The sequence below is a fragment of the Brevibacterium sp. RIT 803 genome (assembly GCF_016892625.1).
GTDB lineage: Bacteria > Actinomycetota > Actinomycetes > Actinomycetales > Brevibacteriaceae > Brevibacterium.
In genome coordinates this window covers 80,187-97,060 of sequence record NZ_JAFEMW010000001.1, presented here as the reverse complement: position 1 = coordinate 97,060, position 16,874 = coordinate 80,187, and the positions used below count along the sequence as shown (strand labels likewise).

The 16,874-nt window shown below is 60.4% G+C and carries 15 protein-coding genes; 8 read left to right on the top strand and 7 right to left on the bottom strand.

What is annotated here, in order from left to right:
- Positions 1-52: 52 nt before the first annotated feature.
- Complete coding sequence (locus JTF07_RS00380) at positions 53-1,051, bottom strand: NmrA family NAD(P)-binding protein (protein WP_204232395.1); 999 nt, start codon at positions 1,049-1,051, stop codon at positions 53-55.
- A gap of 167 nt (positions 1,052-1,218) precedes the next feature.
- Between JTF07_RS00380 and JTF07_RS00375 the strand changes: the two genes are divergently transcribed.
- Positions 1,219-1,875 carry a TetR/AcrR family transcriptional regulator gene (locus JTF07_RS00375; RefSeq protein WP_204232394.1) on the top strand — a complete coding sequence of 219 codons (657 nt, stop codon included), beginning with the start codon at positions 1,219-1,221 and terminating at the stop codon, positions 1,873-1,875.
- A 31-nt stretch (positions 1,876-1,906) separates the two neighbouring features.
- Here the strand turns inward: JTF07_RS00375 and JTF07_RS00370 are convergent, their stop codons facing one another.
- Both JTF07_RS00370 and JTF07_RS00365 read right to left on the bottom strand, forming a co-directional pair.
- Positions 1,907-5,356, bottom strand: coding sequence for a DEAD/DEAH box helicase (locus JTF07_RS00370; protein WP_204232393.1), 3,450 nt, complete (start codon positions 5,354-5,356; stop codon positions 1,907-1,909).
- A 130-nt stretch (positions 5,357-5,486) separates the two neighbouring features.
- Positions 5,487-5,858: a DUF1844 domain-containing protein gene (locus JTF07_RS00365; RefSeq protein ID WP_204232392.1), complete on the bottom strand. Its 372-nt coding sequence runs from the start codon at positions 5,856-5,858 to the stop codon at positions 5,487-5,489.
- A gap of 272 nt (positions 5,859-6,130) precedes the next feature.
- Between JTF07_RS00365 and infC the strand changes: the two genes are divergently transcribed.
- The 4 genes from infC (at position 6,131) to JTF07_RS00345 (ending at position 8,622) form a co-directional block, all read left to right on the top strand.
- A complete protein-coding gene (infC, locus tag JTF07_RS00360; RefSeq protein WP_204232391.1) occupies positions 6,131-6,811 on the top strand; it encodes a translation initiation factor IF-3 in 681 nt (226 codons plus the stop codon).
- Positions 6,812-6,909: 98 nt separating this feature from the next.
- Positions 6,910-7,116 carry a 50S ribosomal protein L35 gene (gene rpmI, locus JTF07_RS00355; RefSeq protein WP_009885053.1) on the top strand — a complete coding sequence of 69 codons (207 nt, stop codon included), beginning with the start codon at positions 6,910-6,912 and terminating at the stop codon, positions 7,114-7,116.
- A 102-nt stretch (positions 7,117-7,218) separates the two neighbouring features.
- The gene (rplT, locus tag JTF07_RS00350) at positions 7,219-7,608 is read left to right on the top strand and encodes a 50S ribosomal protein L20 (protein ID WP_096157223.1); all 390 of its coding nucleotides are present in this window, start codon (positions 7,219-7,221) and stop codon (positions 7,606-7,608) included.
- 123 nt (positions 7,609-7,731) lie between these two features.
- Complete coding sequence (locus JTF07_RS00345) at positions 7,732-8,622, top strand: TrmH family RNA methyltransferase (protein ID WP_204232390.1); 891 nt, start codon at positions 7,732-7,734, stop codon at positions 8,620-8,622.
- 2 nt (positions 8,623-8,624) lie between these two features.
- On the opposite strand, the gene JTF07_RS00340 is transcribed toward JTF07_RS00345, so the two are convergent.
- On the bottom strand, positions 8,625-9,041 hold the full coding sequence (locus JTF07_RS00340; protein WP_204232389.1) for a VOC family protein: 417 nt from the start codon (positions 9,039-9,041) through the stop codon (positions 8,625-8,627).
- Between the two features lie 141 nt (positions 9,042-9,182).
- The gene (locus JTF07_RS00335) at positions 9,183-10,628 is read right to left on the bottom strand and encodes an APC family permease (protein ID WP_204232388.1); all 1,446 of its coding nucleotides are present in this window, start codon (positions 10,626-10,628) and stop codon (positions 9,183-9,185) included.
- Positions 10,629-10,758: 130 nt separating this feature from the next.
- Here JTF07_RS00335 and JTF07_RS00330 point away from each other — a divergent pair, with 130 nt between their 5' ends.
- Positions 10,759-11,688, top strand: a complete 930-nt coding sequence (locus tag JTF07_RS00330) for a LysR family transcriptional regulator (RefSeq protein ID WP_204232387.1) — start codon at positions 10,759-10,761, stop codon at positions 11,686-11,688.
- 14 nt (positions 11,689-11,702) lie between these two features.
- On the opposite strand, the gene hisD is transcribed toward JTF07_RS00330, so the two are convergent.
- The gene (gene hisD / locus JTF07_RS00325; RefSeq protein WP_204232386.1) at positions 11,703-13,022 is read right to left on the bottom strand and encodes a histidinol dehydrogenase; all 1,320 of its coding nucleotides are present in this window, start codon (positions 13,020-13,022) and stop codon (positions 11,703-11,705) included.
- Positions 13,023-13,244: 222 nt separating this feature from the next.
- On the opposite strand from hisD, the gene JTF07_RS00320 reads away from it, so the two are divergent.
- Complete coding sequence (locus JTF07_RS00320) at positions 13,245-13,904, top strand: pentapeptide repeat-containing protein (RefSeq protein ID WP_204232385.1); 660 nt, start codon at positions 13,245-13,247, stop codon at positions 13,902-13,904.
- A 41-nt stretch (positions 13,905-13,945) separates the two neighbouring features.
- On the opposite strand, the gene JTF07_RS00315 is transcribed toward JTF07_RS00320, so the two are convergent.
- Positions 13,946-15,601 carry an acetolactate synthase large subunit gene (locus JTF07_RS00315; protein ID WP_204232384.1) on the bottom strand — a complete coding sequence of 552 codons (1,656 nt, stop codon included), beginning with the start codon at positions 15,599-15,601 and terminating at the stop codon, positions 13,946-13,948.
- 229 nt (positions 15,602-15,830) lie between these two features.
- On the opposite strand from JTF07_RS00315, the gene pheS reads away from it, so the two are divergent.
- Positions 15,831-16,874, top strand: a complete 1,044-nt coding sequence (gene pheS / locus JTF07_RS00310) for a phenylalanine--tRNA ligase subunit alpha (protein ID WP_127363095.1) — start codon at positions 15,831-15,833, stop codon at positions 16,872-16,874.

Here is a 16,874-nt window from a genome sequence, read left to right as displayed (position 1 = left end):
GCCGGACCGTGGGAGCTCGGCGCATGCCGAACTCCCACGCGCCGGGATGGCTTCACAGCATCTGCCTCACGCCCTCGCGCCAGTCGGTCGTGCCGAGATCCTCGGCGAATGGCCCTGGCTCGATGACGCAGGGAGAGTACCAGATCGGAGCGAGCCGGTTGAGTTCGTGCATCGAGCGTTCGAAGATCCCGGCGGCGCGAGTCGTCCAGCGGGGGAGGGAGAGGGGTCTTCTCGGTCTGGTGCCCAGGTGCTCGTGGGTGAACTCCGCGATCTCGCCGAGGGTCGGATTCGAGGACGGAGCGATGAGCAGGCGATGCGTCCCCGCGGGGACGTCTTCGAGCAGCTGTGCCGCACCGATCATCGCGGCAGCGAGGTCTTCGATCACGGTGATGCCGTGGGCGACATCGGAGCGTGCGGGCACGATGGCCCGACGCCCTTTGGAGATCGGCGCGGTGATGCACATCCGCACTACCGACGTCTGCGGCTGTGCGGTCGTGCCGAGCAGATCCCCGGCAACGACACTCGCCGAGGTGGCCGGGTGCTCCAGCCTCGCCTCCATGAGCTGCTGCCTGATCCGTCCCTTCTCCTCGACCGGTGCAAATGGTGAGGACTCCGTTACCGGGCCGGGGGTGCCGGCGAAGGCGTAGACCGATTCGGGGAAGATGACCGGAATGCCCAGTTCCGCGGCGGCATCCATGATCGTCTTGTCCAGGTGGGGCAGAACCTGTGCCCAGACTCGGCTGTCATAGGGAGCATGAACGCAGGCGAAGATGACATCGCTGCCTGCAGCGGCCTCGAGCAGTTGCTCGGGGTCTGATGCGTCTGCCTGGACACGGGCGATCGTGGCCCCGTTTGCTCGGTTGGTCCGGTCGGTGCCATTGGCGTGATCGGCGTAGGCGGGCGCTGTCGATCCTTGGCCGGCTGCGGCGGTAACGGCGACAGCGGCTGGAGCCGAACGGGTTGCGACTGCAACGTGTATTCCTGCTGTCGTGAGTTGGGAGGCGATCTCGCTGCCGATCTGTCCGTAGCCGATGACGAGTGCAGATTTCATGGTGGTCGTCCTTCTCAGTTTCGTGGTGTCGTGAGGCCGTGCGGACCCTCGAGTCCTTCGGTGAACGAGAGCACTGCTCTCTGAAATGAGAATAGGCCGCCGCTCGTGCAAATTCAAGAGCAGTGCTCACTATTGTTATCTTTGCTCTCTCGTTCTAGGGTTGAGGCATGACGAACTCGACTCCGCGCCAGCGGGCTCGGCTGGAAACCGAAGCGCAGATCACCCGGATCGGGAACAGAATGCTTGATGACGACGGTCTCGACGGGGTCTCGCTTCGGGCCATCGCACGGGAACTCGGAATCGTCTCAAGCGCCATCTATCGGTACGTGAAGAACCGCGACGAACTGCTGACAATACTCATCCGCGATGCTTTCACCTCGATTGCCGATGACGTGGACGAAGCCCTCGAAGACGACACATCTGTTCTCACCGTCGGTGTGACGATGCTGGCGTGGTCGCGCAGGCATCCCAACCGGTGGGCGCTCATCTATGGCACGCCCGTGCCTGACTACCAGGCACCGCGGGACGAGACAGTGGTTCCTGGGACCAGGATCATGGTGACGCTGACGACCCTGCTCTCACAGTCCTCTGCGCATCGGACCCCGAACACTCAGGTACCGCCGGCTCATGCATTGGACGTGCTGCGTGAGGGACTGCGAGAACTGGGGCTGGAACCAGACGATCAGGTGATTATGCGCACTGTGACCGTGTGGGCTGCGATCATCGGCCTCATCAACGCCCTGCGATTCGGACAGTTCGGCCCCGGGATCGAACTGGTCGAAGACGAACTGATGCAGGGACTCACGTCGACGCTCGGATATTGAGCGAGAGAGCGAACCAGAGACGACGAGCCGCTTACCCGTCGAGCAGCCCGCGTATGTCCTCACCCGTGATCGCTGAGGAGAAGCCCTCACCCTCATTGACCAGGGAATCGAAGAGCTGCGCCTTCCTCTCCTGCAGCGCCAGCACCTTCTCCTCGATCGTCTTCGCCGAGACCATCCGATAGACCATGACACTCTTCGTCTGACCGATTCGGTGCGCGCGGTCGACTGCCTGAGCCTCGACCGCCGGGTTCCACCAGGGATCGAGGAGGAAGACGTAGTCGGCCTCCGTCAGTGTCAGGCCGAACCCACCTGCCTTGAGACTGATGAGGAAGACGGGTGCATCCCCGGCCCTGAAGTCCTCGATGACTGCGCCGCGATTCCGCGTGGAGCCGTCGAGGTAGGCGTAATTGATATTGCGATGCTCGAGCTGTTCACCGACCCGGGTGAGGAACGAGGTGAACTGGCTGAAGATGATGGTCCGGTGGCCCTCGGCAACGATGTCGTCAAGGTGGGCGAAGAGTGCGCTGAGTTTGCTCGACCCGATGCCTTCATATTTGGCATCGATGAGATACGGGTCGATGGCCAACATCCGCAGGAGCGTCAGCGAGCGGAAGATCGCGAAGCGATTGCGATCCATGTCGTTGATGAGGCCGAGGAGCTTCTTCCTCTCCTTCTGCAGAACCGTGTTGTACAACTCCCTGTGCTTGGTGCTGAGTTCGACGCTGAGAACCTGTTCCTGCTTCGGCGGCAGGTCGGCAGCGACAAGTTCCTTGTCCCGCCGCTTCATGAACGGTCGAATCCGCCGGCGCAGCAGAGCCATCTCCTCCGGGGCCTCGCCGGATTCGATCGGGGAGACGATCTCGCGCCGGAACTTCTCGAAGCCCGGAAGCAGTCCCGGTGAGGTGATCGAATACAGCGACCACAGATCGGTCAGCGAGTTCTCCATCGGTGTGCCGGTGATGGCCAGGCGGAACCGGGCCTGGATCGCCTTCGCCGCAGTATGGACCTTGGCGGACCTGTTCTTGACGAACTGTGCCTCATCGAGGACGAACGAATCCCACACGATCGACCTGAAAGCCAGTGCGTCGAGGCGCAGAATGGCGTATGAGGTGATGACGAGGTCCGCCTCCTCGATCTCGTCGGCCAGGGTGGTCTTCCGCTTCTTCTCTGTGGCCGAGATCGTGGCGACTCGCAGACCCGGCGCGAACCTCTCTGCCTCGGCTCGCCAGGTCGACATCACCGATGTGGGCGCGACGACGAGGATGGGAGCGGCGTTCTTGTCCGTGCTCTTGATGTGAGTGAACAGGCTCAATGCCTGCAGCGTCTTGCCCAGGCCCATGTCGTCGGCCAGGATGCCGCCGAGTCCGCTGGACCACAGTGCCGCCAGCCAACTGAACCCCTCCTGCTGATAGGGCCGCAGTGTGGCTTCGATCCCTTCGGGCACGTCGAGAGCTGGAATCTCGCCGAGGTGGCTGAGGGCTTCGACCGATCGTCGCCACGAGGCCGCGGCAGCGGATTCGTCGACGAGCTCGTCGAATTCGGCCCACAGGTCCATGTGATACCGGGAGAGGCGGGGTGATTCCGGTTTCCAGTCCGCGATGACATCGGAGTCGGCGAGCATCTGCCGAAACTTGTCGAAGAAGGGTGCCTCGAGTGAGAAGTAGGCACCGTCGGGCAGAACGATCATCGCAGCCCCCTGCGCCAAGGCGACGAACAGGTCGGCGAAGGCCACCTGCTGTCCGGCGATCGTGATGTCAAAGCGGATGTCGAACCAGTCGCTGTCCTCGGCTTCGTCGGTCGACATCGCGACCAGGGGCGCATCGGTGACTTCTCGATAGTCCGCACGATCTCCGACCTCACTCACCTCGAGATGCTCGATGTCGCTGAGAGCCGGCAGCAGTTTGTCAACGAAAACTGCTGTCTGCAGGTCGTCGAGGTCCACGGTGTCCCCTCGGCGAACCTGGCTCGGCAGAGTCAGCGGCATCGCGGTTGCAGCAACGGTGGTGCTCAGCGTCTCCAGCACACTGTCTTCGTGCTCGATGCTCCGGTTGCGATCGGCCAGCGGCCCGCGGCGGACCGGGAGCGTCTGCACCGGGTGGTGATAGTGCCACTCCCAGGTCAGGTGCGCGTCATGGTCACCGTAGGAGACGGTGAGTGCGAGATCTGGAGGTACGAGCACAGGCAGGGTCACCGAATCGTCGGAGGAGACGACGGTGGTGGCGTAGGCGAGCTTGGGGTAGAAGTCAGTGAAGAAGTCACGGATCTGGCCATCGGCGATGATGATCGGTTCCCATCGACGCAGCATCTGAACTACATCACCATGCGTCCTTTGCTCGGTCGGAGCCAGAACGAGGGACGTACCGCCGGAGGTCGAGATTCCGTAGAAGCCATGATCATCGATTGGGCCGCAGAGGCCCTGGTCGAACGACTCACCGTCAATCGTGACCAGGGAGCGGGCCTCGAGCCCGTCTGAGACCGCAACCACATCACATTGAGTCGCCCCTTCCTCGCCTCGGCGAATCGAGAGTCCGCGGCTGGTGCCGACGAGTTCGATGCCCAGCGACCCCGCCTGATCGAAGAGATGCCAGAGCAAGGGCGAAGTGAACCAGTCAAGGACGAGCGAGTCGTCATTCGTGATGAGGTGATTCGAGCTGATGGCGGACAGGCTGTAGAGCTGTGCGAACCAGGCCGCCTGCCCCCGTGCAAATGCACGAGTGTTTGAGTTGTTGGCGATGTTGGACCACGACACGTTCCCCTTGATCCAATTGCGGCGTGCACCCTCCATCAAGGGTCTCAGAGTGACGACGAGGTCGGTGCGACCGGTGAGCTCAGATCGTCTGGTGGGATGGGTTTCGAAGTTCCCGAAGCCTGTGCGTCTCAGCTCGGAGATCTCAAAGCCGAGGGCAAGGCGAGTCGGTGCGCTGCCGACCCGAGTGCCCCCGGGACCGGAGGCCCAGACGGAATCGTCGACTCGGTCGGAGGAGAACCCGGAGAGAATCGATTTCCAGTCGTATTCTCTGCGATTGTGCGATGACCGGTCGCTGCCATCAGGAGCCCGGCCTCGGGGGCTCGAGCGCGCAGTGCGCACGTGGGCGCTGCGCCAGTCGGCCTCGTCGGGGGAGCGGCGCTGGTCAGGATCGTGCAGCGCCGTTGAACCAAAGGGTGCCACCTGCCGGATCGACGCTGCCATCAGCGCAGCCACCACGTGTTTGCAGTCTCCGCCCACAGGGCAGGTGCACAGAGAGGAGATCACGGTGAACGATTTTGCTGTGGGATTGTGCCGCTCCAGCCGAACAGTGCTTGTGTAGTCGTGTGCCGCACTGCCTGCGACATCCGCCCGAAGGGTCATGGCCTCTGAATCCCAGCTGGCCTGCCCGACCATTCCCTTGTTGGCGTAGCTGCGTCCGCGCTCGTAGAACGTGGCACCGAAGTAGTCCTGCAACTCCTTGGCACTCACGTACGGCAGTTCAACGGGAGGCATGGGACGATGGTCTCATTCGGCACTGACATGACTGAAGCGGCCCCCGACCAATGGTCGAGAGCCGCAGAGAATGTGGAGAATCACCATGAATGGTGCACGACGAAACTGCCGGCACTCATCAGGACGTGTGTCAGCGAACGGGGCCCGTGAACTTCTCGCCGGGGCCCTGCCCGGGCTCGTCCTGAATCGCCGAGGCTTCGCGGAAGGCCAGCTGGAGGCTGCGCAGACCGTCGCGCAGGGGGCGAGCATGGTGGTCGCCGATGACGGTGGCGGCTCCGGTGACCAGGCCGGCCAGGGCGGTGATGAGTTTGCGTGCCTCGTCGAGGTCCTGCAGCTCCGCTGCCGGCGCTTCGGGGGAATCTTCGGCCAGTCCGCATTTGACGGCGGCAGCGGACATCAGGTGCACAGCTGCTGATGTGATGACCTCGACGGCTGGTACTTCGGCGATATCACGAGTGACATCGGCAACCGCCTCGGCGGGTACAGAATTTTCAGAACTCATGGGACTAGCTTGTCATATGATTGACTTGCCGATTGCACGATCGACCTCGATGTGCGAAGAGTCATGAAGCGTAGTACACTGAATTGTGGTGCGAAGCGGGGTCTGACTCCCACCTTGATCGTGTAGAGCGATCGGGTCCAATGATCTGATGATCGACAGCCCGGGTGCAAGCCTGAGGCAGAAGGTTTCAGATCGAGGTGTATTCACTTGATGTGCTGCGGTTTCAATTCCGTTGCTCTGATGTGTGTGCAGGCTCCCTTGGCATGTGGTCAATGGGAGCCTTTTCTATTGCCACGACATCATTTGAGCTAAAAAGGAGTGAACACATCAGCGAGACGCGCATCAATGACCGGATTCGGGTTCCCGAGGTCCGGTTGGTCGGACCCAACGGTGAACAGGTCGGTATCGTTGCCATTCGCAAGGCACTCGACCTCGCTCGTGAGGCAGATCTCGACTTGGTCGAGGTTGCACCGCAGGCGAAGCCTCCCGTAGCCAAACTCATGGACTACGGGAAATTCAAATACGAATCTGCTCAGAAGGCCAGAGAAGCCCGCAAGAACCAGGCGAACACTGCGCTGAAAGAGATCCGCTTCCGTCTCAAGATCGATGAACACGACTACGAGACCAAGAAGGGGCATGTGACCCGCTTCCTGGCCGGTGGCGACAAGGTCAAAGTCATGATCATGTTCCGCGGACGTGAACAGTCTCGCCCCGAAATGGGCATCAAGCTGCTCAACCGACTGGCCGAAGATGTGTCGGACCTCGGCACCGTCGAATCCTCACCACGGGTCGACGGACGCAACATGGTGATGGTCATTGGTCCACTTAAGTCAAAATCCGACGCCAAGGCCGAGGCCCGCAAGGCATCATCAGATGCCAAGGGCAACATCGCCGAGGTGAAATCCCGACGCGATCGCGTCGCTGCAGAGAAGCACGCAGCGCCCGACGCGTGAGTAGTAAGTACCGATTCGCTGGAGCCTGAACGGTTTCAGCGTGTGAAGTAGTTGGCGGTGGTCGCCACCGACAACGAAATGCAAAGGAGAACGGCTCGATGCCGAAGCAGAAGACGAACAGCAGCGCCAAGAAGCGCATGCGTGTGACGGGTACTGGCAAGATCATGCGTGAAGGCGTGAACAACCAGCACAAGTTCGAGGGCAAGTCCTCGGCCCGTAAGCGTCGCGTTGCTGAGGACCAGGTCCTCACCGGCGGAGATCGCGCCAAAGCTCGCAAGCTTCTGGGCAAGCTCAAGGGCAGGTGAGACCCTCTCGGGTCTCCTATCCCGGGCAGCCACGCACGTGGTTCCCATAGCTTGAACCAGACTCCGGCACTGCCGGTTGAACTAATTTTGAAGGAGTAACACGTGGCACGTGTTAAGAGAGCGGTCAACGCTCACAAGAAGCGTCGGGTCATCCTTGACCGGGCGAAGGGCTACCGTGGACAGCGCTCGCGCCTGTACCGCAAGGCCAAAGAACAGGTCATTCACTCGCTGGTCTACAGCTACCGTGACCGTCGCGCCCGTAAGGGTGACTTCCGTCGCCTGTGGATCCAGCGCATCAACGCCGGTGCTCGCGCCAACGGCATGACGTACAACCGCTTCATCCAGGGCCTCAAGGCCGCTGGCGTCGAGGTTGACCGCCGTATGCTCGCTGAGCTCGCCGTCAACGATTCAGCCACCTTCGCGCACCTGATCAAGGTTGCCAAGGAAGCTCTTCCGGCTGACGTCAACGCAGCGAAGACCGCCGCAGCCTGAGCTGCCGGTCCTCATACTCTCAACGGCCCCGAACTTATTTGGTTCGGGGCCGTTGAATTTGTCTCAGCACATCCAGAACTCCCAGCACATCCAGAACTCCCAGAACGCGGGTCGACAAACTTCATGAAGCTTCCAGACGTCATCTCCTCCACACAGTCGAAACGGATCAAGAGTGCCGTCAAGCTGCTCAAGCGCCACGGCCGCAAGAGCTCAGGCCAGTTCCTCGTCGAAGGGCCACAGGCCGTGCGAGAGGCTCTGGATCGTCATGTCTCGCAGGATCTTAACGGGCACAATCCTGGTGTCCCGGAGTGGATGGGCTCGACTATCGATCCCAAGGGTGCTGTCGTCGATCTCTTCATCACCGAGGAGGCGGCCGAGGTTCATCCCGAATTCGTCGAGACCGTGAAGAGCGCACAGATCGACTGGAACATCGTGACCCCTGAGGTGCTCGCCGAACTGGCGACGACAGTGAACTCACAAGGTGTCGTCGCCGTGTGCGAACATCTCGATGTGGCCCTTGACTCGGTGGTCGACAAAGAAGCTCAGCTCATTGTGGTGCTCTCGCAGGTCCGTGACCCCGGCAACGCCGGCACCATCATCCGCCTCGCCGATGCTGCCGGTGCCGATGCCGTGGTGCTCACCTCCTCGAGTGTCGACATCTACAATGACAAGGCCGTCCGCTCGACCGCCGGTTCTCTGTTCCACATTCCTGTGGTCACCGGTGTGGGGCTGTCCGAGGTGACCGAACTCGCCCGTGCCCGTGGACTTCAGGTCCTCGCCGCAGATGCCAACGATGATGCCCATGACCTTCACCACCCCTGGGACTCCGGTCTCGACCTGACCGCTCGAACCACCTGGGTCTTCGGCAACGAAGCATGGGGGATGGGCGAGAAGGACCTGGAACTCTGCGACGCCTCGGCCGCCGTGCCCATCTACGGTAAGGCCGAGAGCCTCAACCTGGCCACAGCTGCCGGTGTGTGCATCTACGAGAGCGCACGTAACCAGCGGATGTGAGGCTATCGGGCCTCGGCAGACTGTGCGGTGTGCTCATTGGCGACCAGTTCCCAGATGTATCCGTCCGGGTCGGAGAAGTAGCCCATATATGACCCATCGACGTCATTGGCCGGTGCTGAGGACCCTCCAGCGGCTGCTGCCCTTTTGAGGGTGTCATCGATCTCGGCCGGTGTTGCGAAGGCACAGGAGATGATGCTGGCACCGGGAGAGGGATGATCTACCGTGATCTGCCCCGACAGTTCGATGTAGCTGTCGTATTGTTCTGATTCGATGAAGAAGATCGAGAGATTCGGAAGTTCGAAGGCGACGATGCCTTCGTCGACGCCCTCGGTCTCGAGGCCCAACCCGTCTCGATAGAAGTCGGCGGTGCGTTGAGGGTCGGTGACAGGCAGGGACAGAACTGTCGTCAGTGGCTTCATGGGCCCATTCTAACGGTCGAGCATCATGTCCCGGTCAATTCGAGTCAGGACGGGCCGATACGCTGAAGCCATGACGACGAAGAGTTTGGAGTGGGTCGGGCCTCAGTAGAAGCTCGGTCACAAATTTAAGGCTAGCTCGAGCTACTTTCGGCCGTCCTCTTTGAGTGCTATAGCCTTCAGCAGACGGTGCTCTGCATCCGTTCCCGCCCTTATCCCCCGGGGGATACGCACGACAAAGAAGAGTCCAAGGATCCACCAGCAGCAAAACAGTACGTACGCCATTGGGCTGATCGATGCAGGCATGCCGGGGATATAGAGAGCGACGAGTCCCGCGCAAAGGACGATGGCGAGAACTCCGAGAGGAATGCCTCCCTTTCGACCGCCTGCGAGGAATGGACGATCCATTGTTGGCTCTTTGACACGCAGCTTCACAAAGACAACGCTTACCAGGAGGTAGGTGATGACGATGCTTGGGGAGCCAGAATCAACGAGCCAGCCGAGCATTCCTTCGCCGAAGAACGGTGCGATAAACGACAGAGCGCCAATGAACATGAGTGCATTTACCGGAGTTCCGTACTTGGGATGAATTTTTCCAAACCATTTCGGAAGCATCCCGGATTGGCCCATCGCGAGAAGCAGGCGTGAAGCTCCCAGCAAGAGTGCAATCCAAGAGGTCAAGATCCCAGCGATGCCGCCAGCGATGAGTACGTTGGCCATGATTCCGCTGTTGTACAAGGTTCCCATAGCATCCGCAGTCGCCAGATCAGACGAAAGAAGCACATCAATGGGCATTGCCGATGAGGTGGTGAGGATTGTCATCACGTACCACGCAGTGGCGATCAGGACGGATGTGACAATTAGTATGCCGATGCGGCGTGGCGACATCCGCAGCTCTTCTGAGGCTTGAGGGATGACATCGAAGCCAACGAATAGGAACGGAACCACGATGAGCACAGTGAATAGGCCGCTTGTGTCTGTGAAGAAGGGCTGCATGTTCTCAACGGTGCCGTTAGTCGACGCACCAAACACCATGAGCAGGCCGACGATCACGAGGAAGACGACAACGAATGTTTGGACGATACCGGCAGATCGAACCCCAACAATATTGATCCAAGTGATGACGATTGCTGCCACGGACCCAACCAGAGCCCAAGTCAAATGCACTTCTGATCCAAATATCTCCCACAGCCGAATGTGGTCGAGATTGGGGACGATGTATTCGACTGTCCGGGGGAGCGCGACGGCTTCGAAAGCGACAATTGTGATGTATCCACCGGTAATGCCCCAGGACCCGAGAAATGACCAGCGAGCTCCCATTCCTCGAAGCAGGTAGTGGTGTTCACCGCCGACCTTTGGCATGGCAGCAGTGAGCTCTGCGTAGATCAGGCCGACGACCGCCATGATGAGTCCGCCGATGATCATGGCAATAACCGCACCGAGTGTCCCGCCGCCTGATATCCAGTCGCTTGTGAGGACCACCCAGCCGAAGCCGATCATCGCTCCGAAACCCAGAGCATATGAGTCGAATACTCCTAGTGCTTTCTTCAGGCCAGGAGAGTCTGTCTTTTCAGCTGTTGGAACGGTCATAGCTTTCCTCCGAATGAGCGCGTCATTGCACATGTGGTCGCCTGAGGGACTGATCAATGTCCACGATGCTATTGTGACTCGAGGACCAGGACAACCCCATATAAAGCGATCATTCTCGAAGGGATAACCTATGACGTTAGCTCAATTGCGTGCGTTTCTGACAGCGTGGGAGCTAGGGACATTCACTGCGGCTGCCGAGGAACTCGATGTCACACAGGCCTCTGTTTCAGAGCTCATCGTCCGCCTGGAGGCCGAGCTGGGTGTCCAACTATTCGTGCGGGGATCACGACGCCTCAAACCAACGAGTGCAGCTAATGAACTGCGCACACATGCAGAACGTGCGCTGGGGGCAGTCGAGGCCGCAACTCACTCGATGCGGTCCCTTACTTCGCTCGATTCTGGAGAGGCGACATTCGGAGTGCCTCGCAATGCCAACCAGTATGGGCTCTCGGATCTCGTTCTAACGTTCCATACCAGGCACCCACGGGTGCGCATTCGCATGGTGGGCCTGAACTCTGACGAGGTGGCCCGGTTAGTATCTGAGGGGGTGATCGAAGCTGGGCTTGTTGTATTGCCGGTGCGAGACACAGAGCTCGACGTAGAGCCTCTTTTCGCAGACCGCGTGCTGTACGCGACCTCCAGGCGGGAGGCGGGAGACGGGCCGGTTCGCCTCGAAGACATCTTCGCTGAGGATCTCGTCCTGTATGACGCTCACAGCGGATGGGATGACCCAACCAGGCGTCAACTTTGGGATCGCGCTCAAGGCATCGGGATCCGACCTCATGCAACGATTGAGGTCGAGCATGTTGAGTCAGCTTTGGCCCTCGTTGCCGCTGGTGTTGGCGGGACCATTGTCAGCGCTTCCTTGCTTCGCAATCGAAAGCTTCCTCGCGGCGTTCGTACGTTTGAGTTTGTCGAACCATTTGAAGAGACCCTTGCACTGGTCAAGCGTCAAGGGGCAGTGTTGTCGTTGGCGACGAAGACAATTGTTGAACTGGTGAGAGAAACGATTACCCCGCCGAGCGGATCCAAGAGGATCAGATCTCACTCGACGGGGTAACTCGACCGGATTGGTTAAGCCGAGGCGTTGAAACGCTCGAGACGATAAGTCGCGGTTCGTGAGTGTGCCTCCATACCTTCGGAGTCCGAGATAACCCGCACAGCGTCAGCAACATTGGGAGTCGCCTTTTTTTCCACACGCTGGAAAGTCAAAGGTTTGACGAATCGGGAGACCGACAATCCTGCGCTGTGTTTCGCTCCACCGGCGGTAGGCAACGTATGGTTCGTTCCAGCCATGCCTTTATCAGAGTAGGCGACAGTGCTCCAGGCTCCGAGGAACACAGAACCGTAGTTGGTCAGCCGGTCGTGGTACCAGTCGTCATCGGCGGTGAGAAGCTCGAGGTGCTCAGGTGCCAGGTCGTCCATCATTGCCGCTGCCGTCTCGCGATCATCGGCTACGAGGATAGAGCCATAATCTCGCCACGCCGCCCCCGCAATGTCAGCGGTTGATAGCGTTTCTAACTGAGTATCCATGGCATCACTGACTTTGTCAGCTAGCTGGGCCGAAGTGGTGATGAGTGCGGCAGGAGAATTGGGCCCGTGCTCGGCCTGACCGAGCAAGTCTGCTGCGACAATCTCGGGATCGGCAGACTCGTCCGCGATAATAGCGACCTCGGAAGGGCCCGCGGGAAGATCAATTGCTACTCGTCCGAAGAGCTGGCGCTTTGCCTCAGCTACGAATGCATTCCCGGCACCTACCAGCATGTTGGCTGGAGCGTCGTCAAGAAGCCCGAATGCCAGGGTCGCAAGTGCCTGAACCCCGCCCAAGAGGAAGGCTCGGTCCACGCCCGACCGATGCGCGGCGTAGAGAACTGCGTCGTTGGGTCCACCGTGCGGCTGCGGCGGAGTGGCAGCCGAAACATGAGGAACTCCAGCCTCTTTGGCGACACCGACAGACATAAATGCGCTTGCGGTCAGGGGGAATCGGCCAGCGGGCAGGTAGGCGCCCACTTGCCCAATGGGGATATATTTGACACCGCAGGTCACTCCGGGAGCCGTTTCGAAATTGAAATCCGCGAGGTGCCTCCGTGACTCAGCAGCAAATGCCCGAGTCCTTTCAGAACCGATGTCAATTGCATCTCGCAGTTCGCGAGGTAAGCGATCCCCGCTGGAAGCTATTGTGCTCGCCGCGATTTCGAGGTCGCCATCGTAATTGTCGAGTTCCAAGCTATATTTGCGAACGGCAGTCAGGCCGTTGTGTTCAATGTCTAAGAGCATGGAGCTGACTTTTTCGGCAACTCTTGGATCATATTGAGCTGAGGGCGTTTGGCTCGGCTCCTTTTTGAATACGATCGAGTTGGCATGGGCATCGAGAGCGTGTTGTGTGTGTCTCATGCCTCAACACTAAGAGCTGCACTTATATTGCTCAACGCTATGTAATCTAACTCCTCCCATTGGGTTTGCCAGTGCACTATTTTTTGTAGAGCGTGGTTCGATCGTGATGACAGACGACCGATTAATGACTCACCCGCAATAGGTGGGTTCGTGCCGCTCTGAAGCGTGGCAGTGGGTGTCGAGTAATCGTTTGATGTCAGGTGCACCGGATACGGTGAAGCCATGACGACTGAAGCTCCTCGCGCACCGAAGATCAGACTGACGAACCTGGATCCCGGCTATCTCGGCGATATCACTTCGGAAGAGTTTCTCGAAGGCATGGAGTTCACGGATCTCAACTTCGCCGAGGTGGATTCCTCCCAGGCTACGTACCTGGACTGTTCACTGGCGAGGGTGAACTTCGGTGCAGCTGAGGAGCCGGCGGATCTCACCGGTGCGCGTTTCTCGGGCTCGAAGATCGAAGACTCTCGCGCCGATACGTGGACGATGCCACGGGGAAGTTTCATCCATACCGAGATATCTGGAACACGGATCGGTGCTGGAGTTTTCCATGACAGCGTGTGGGAGAGAACGACTTTCAACAACTGCCGCATCTCCTACCTCAACCTACGCGGGGCCAAACTCACCGATGTCGAATTTCGCGACTGCGTGATCGACGAGATCGACCTCGACCGGGCCAAGGTCAACCGAGTGTCCTTTCCTGGCTCCACGGTCGGCGTGCTCCAGTGCGAAGGCTCAACCTTGGGCAATATGGACCTCCGGGGACTGCAGCCGCACAAGATCTCCGGAGTCCACTCATTGCGCGGAGCCACCATCGATGAAACACAGCTGATGCTCTTCGCAGATCTCTTCGCTCACGAACTCGGCATCAGTGTGGAGTGATCGTCGCCAGCGGCCGGGTCAGCCGGACTCTGAAGTCAGACCTACTGTGCGTCCAGCACCTGAGTCGCTCGCTCACCCAACTCATCGATGAGCACACGCTGGTTCTCCGAATAGTCGACGGGCACGACGACGAGGTGGACTCCACCGGCGGCGAAGGCGGTCTCGAGGACTTCGTGCATCTCACTGACATTCTCCAGCCGGTGCCCGGTAGCACCATAGGATTCGGCGTAGGCGACGAACTCCGGATTGCCAAAGGTCAGGCCGAAGTCGGGCATACCGTCGACCGCCTGCTTCCACCGGATCATGCCATAGGAGCTGTCTTCGAGGACGAGCACCACGAGGTCAAGGCCCAGGCGGACCGCGGTCTCCATCTCCTGGCTGTTCATCATGAACCCACCGTCGCCGACGACTGCCATGACGCGGCGATCCGGGTAGGTCAGTTTCGCAGCCATGGCAGACGGCAGACCGGCACCCATCGTCGCCAACGCATTGTCGAGGAGGAGAGTGTTAGCGCGGGTGGTGCGGTAGTTGCGGGCGAACCAGATCTTGTACATGCCGTTGTCCAACGCCACGATCCCGTCGACGGGCATGACCTCGCGCACCTCGGCGACGATGCGCTGCGGAATGAACCGGTCATCGGTCGAACGTTCGTCGATCTTCTCCAAAATGCCCGCCCGCATCGGCAGCAGTGCCCCTGCATTGGGCACATGGCCGACGAGCTCCACAGCGAGTCGATCGAGGCTGGGGCCCAAATCACCGATGGCCTCGACCTGAGGGAAGTAGACCTGCTCGACGACGGCTGCCCGGTAGCCGACGTGGACGACGGTGGGACCGTTCTCATCCATCGTGAAAGGCGGCTTCTCAGTCGTATCGTGGCCGATGGTGACGATGACATCGGCCTTCTCGATCGCATCGTGGACATAGTCGCGGCTGGTCAGGGCCGCGGTGCCCATGTACAAGTCGGACGAGCCGGACACAGATCCCTTGCCCATCTGAGTGGTGAAATAGGGGATGCGGACCCGAGAGACGAACCGTGACAGAGCCTCGCTGCAGTCCGAGCGTGAGGCATCGGCGCCGAGCATGAGTAGCGGCCGCTTGGCATTGCGGATCACCTGGGCCGCGGCATCGACGGCGTCATCGCTGGCAGTCGCCCGCCCGTTCGTGTGCGGCTGGATCAAGTCTGCACGCTCGACGGGCATCGCGGCTATGTCCTCGGGAAGCTCAAGGTGGACCGGGCCCGGCCGTTCGGACCGGGCGACGCGGAAGGCCTCCCTGACCATGGTGGGGACCATGTTGGCCGAGGTGATCTGTCGGCTGTCCTTCGTCAGCGGCTTCATCGTCGCGACAGTATTCACGATCTGGAAGCGTGCCTGCTCGGCCGTGCGGATCCCCTTCTGACCGGTGATCATGATGACCGGCATCCCGCCGAGGTGGGCATACGCCGCGCCGGTCGCTAAGTTGAGCGCGCCGGGACCGAGCGTGGTCAGACACACTCCGGGCTTGCCTGTCAGTCGCCCATAGGTTGCGGCCATGAAGGCGGCAGCCTGCTCGTGCCGAGTGAGGATGAACTCGATCGAGGACTGGCGCAGAGAATCGATGAAATCGATGTTCTCCTCACCGGGGATGCCGAAGATGCGCTCGACTCCCTCGTTCTCCAGGGCCTTGACCATGACATCGGAAGCTCGCTGAGTTGTCATGTTTCGACACTACATCTTTTGGAGTGGGGCCTCGATGACTCAGCTCACAGATGTGGGGACGGACCGGGATCCGGTGGAGCCGCCTCGGCGAGGGCGGAAGACACAGGGGTGCCAGGACACGATCCGGACGAGTGGCCTGGCACCGAATCACAGGCGATAGACTTGAGCGCAGCAGACAAACGGCATTGAAGTACGCAGAAGATGCAGATAACGCAGATGAAGGACATTGATGACTGACCAGCTCGACCCATTGGACGAGTCGGCCGTGAATGCGGCCGTTGACGCGGCACTGAGGGCATTCGCGGACGCACGCACGCTCGACGATCTCAAGGCCGCGAAGATCGAGTTCACGGGCGACAAGGCCCCGCTGGCGCTGGCCAACCGAGCCATCGGCGGACTCGACAAGGCCGATAAGGCCGCCGCCGGCAAGATCGTCGGCAAGTCCCGAGGTCAGGTCAAGAAGGCCCTCGACGCCCGTCAGGCCGAACTCGAAGCCGAGCGCGACGCAGCCGTTCTCATCGAAGAGTCCATCGACGTCACGCTGCCCACAGACCGCAACCGCCTCGGCGCTCGCCATCCGCTCTCCCTCATCCAAGAACAGGCCGCCGACTACTTCATCGGCCTCGGCTGGGAAGTTGCCGAAGGCCCCGAGATCGAATCCGAGTGGCTCAACTTCGATTCCCTCAACTTCGGACCCGACCATCCTGCTCGCCAGATGCAGGACACGTTCTTCGTCGACCCTCCTGAGGCCGGCCTCGTCCTGCGCACCCACACCTCACCGGTCCAGTCCCGCTCACTCCTGCAGCGCGGTGTCCCGCTCTACATCGTGTGCCCGGGCAAGACCTTCCGCACCGACGAGCTCGATGCCACCCATACCCCGGTCTTCCACCAGATCGAGGGCATCGCCATCGACAAGGGCCTGACCATGGCCAACCTGCAGGGCACCCTCGACGGCTTCGCCCGTGAGATGTTCGGCCCGGAGTCGAAGACCCGCCTGCGCCCCAGCTTCTTCCCGTTCACCGAACCGAGCGCGGAAATGGACTTCTGGTTCCCCAACAAGGTCGGCGGGCCCGGCTGGATCGAATGGGGCGGCTGCGGCATGGTCCACCCCAATGTGCTCAAGGCAGCGGGCATCGACCCCGAGGTCTACCAGGGCTTCGCCTTCGGTATGGGCATCGAGCGCACCCTGATGTTGCGCGAAGGAATCAACGATATGCATGACATGGTCGAGGGCGATGTGCGCTTCTCGGCACGTTTCGGAATGAAGGCTTGA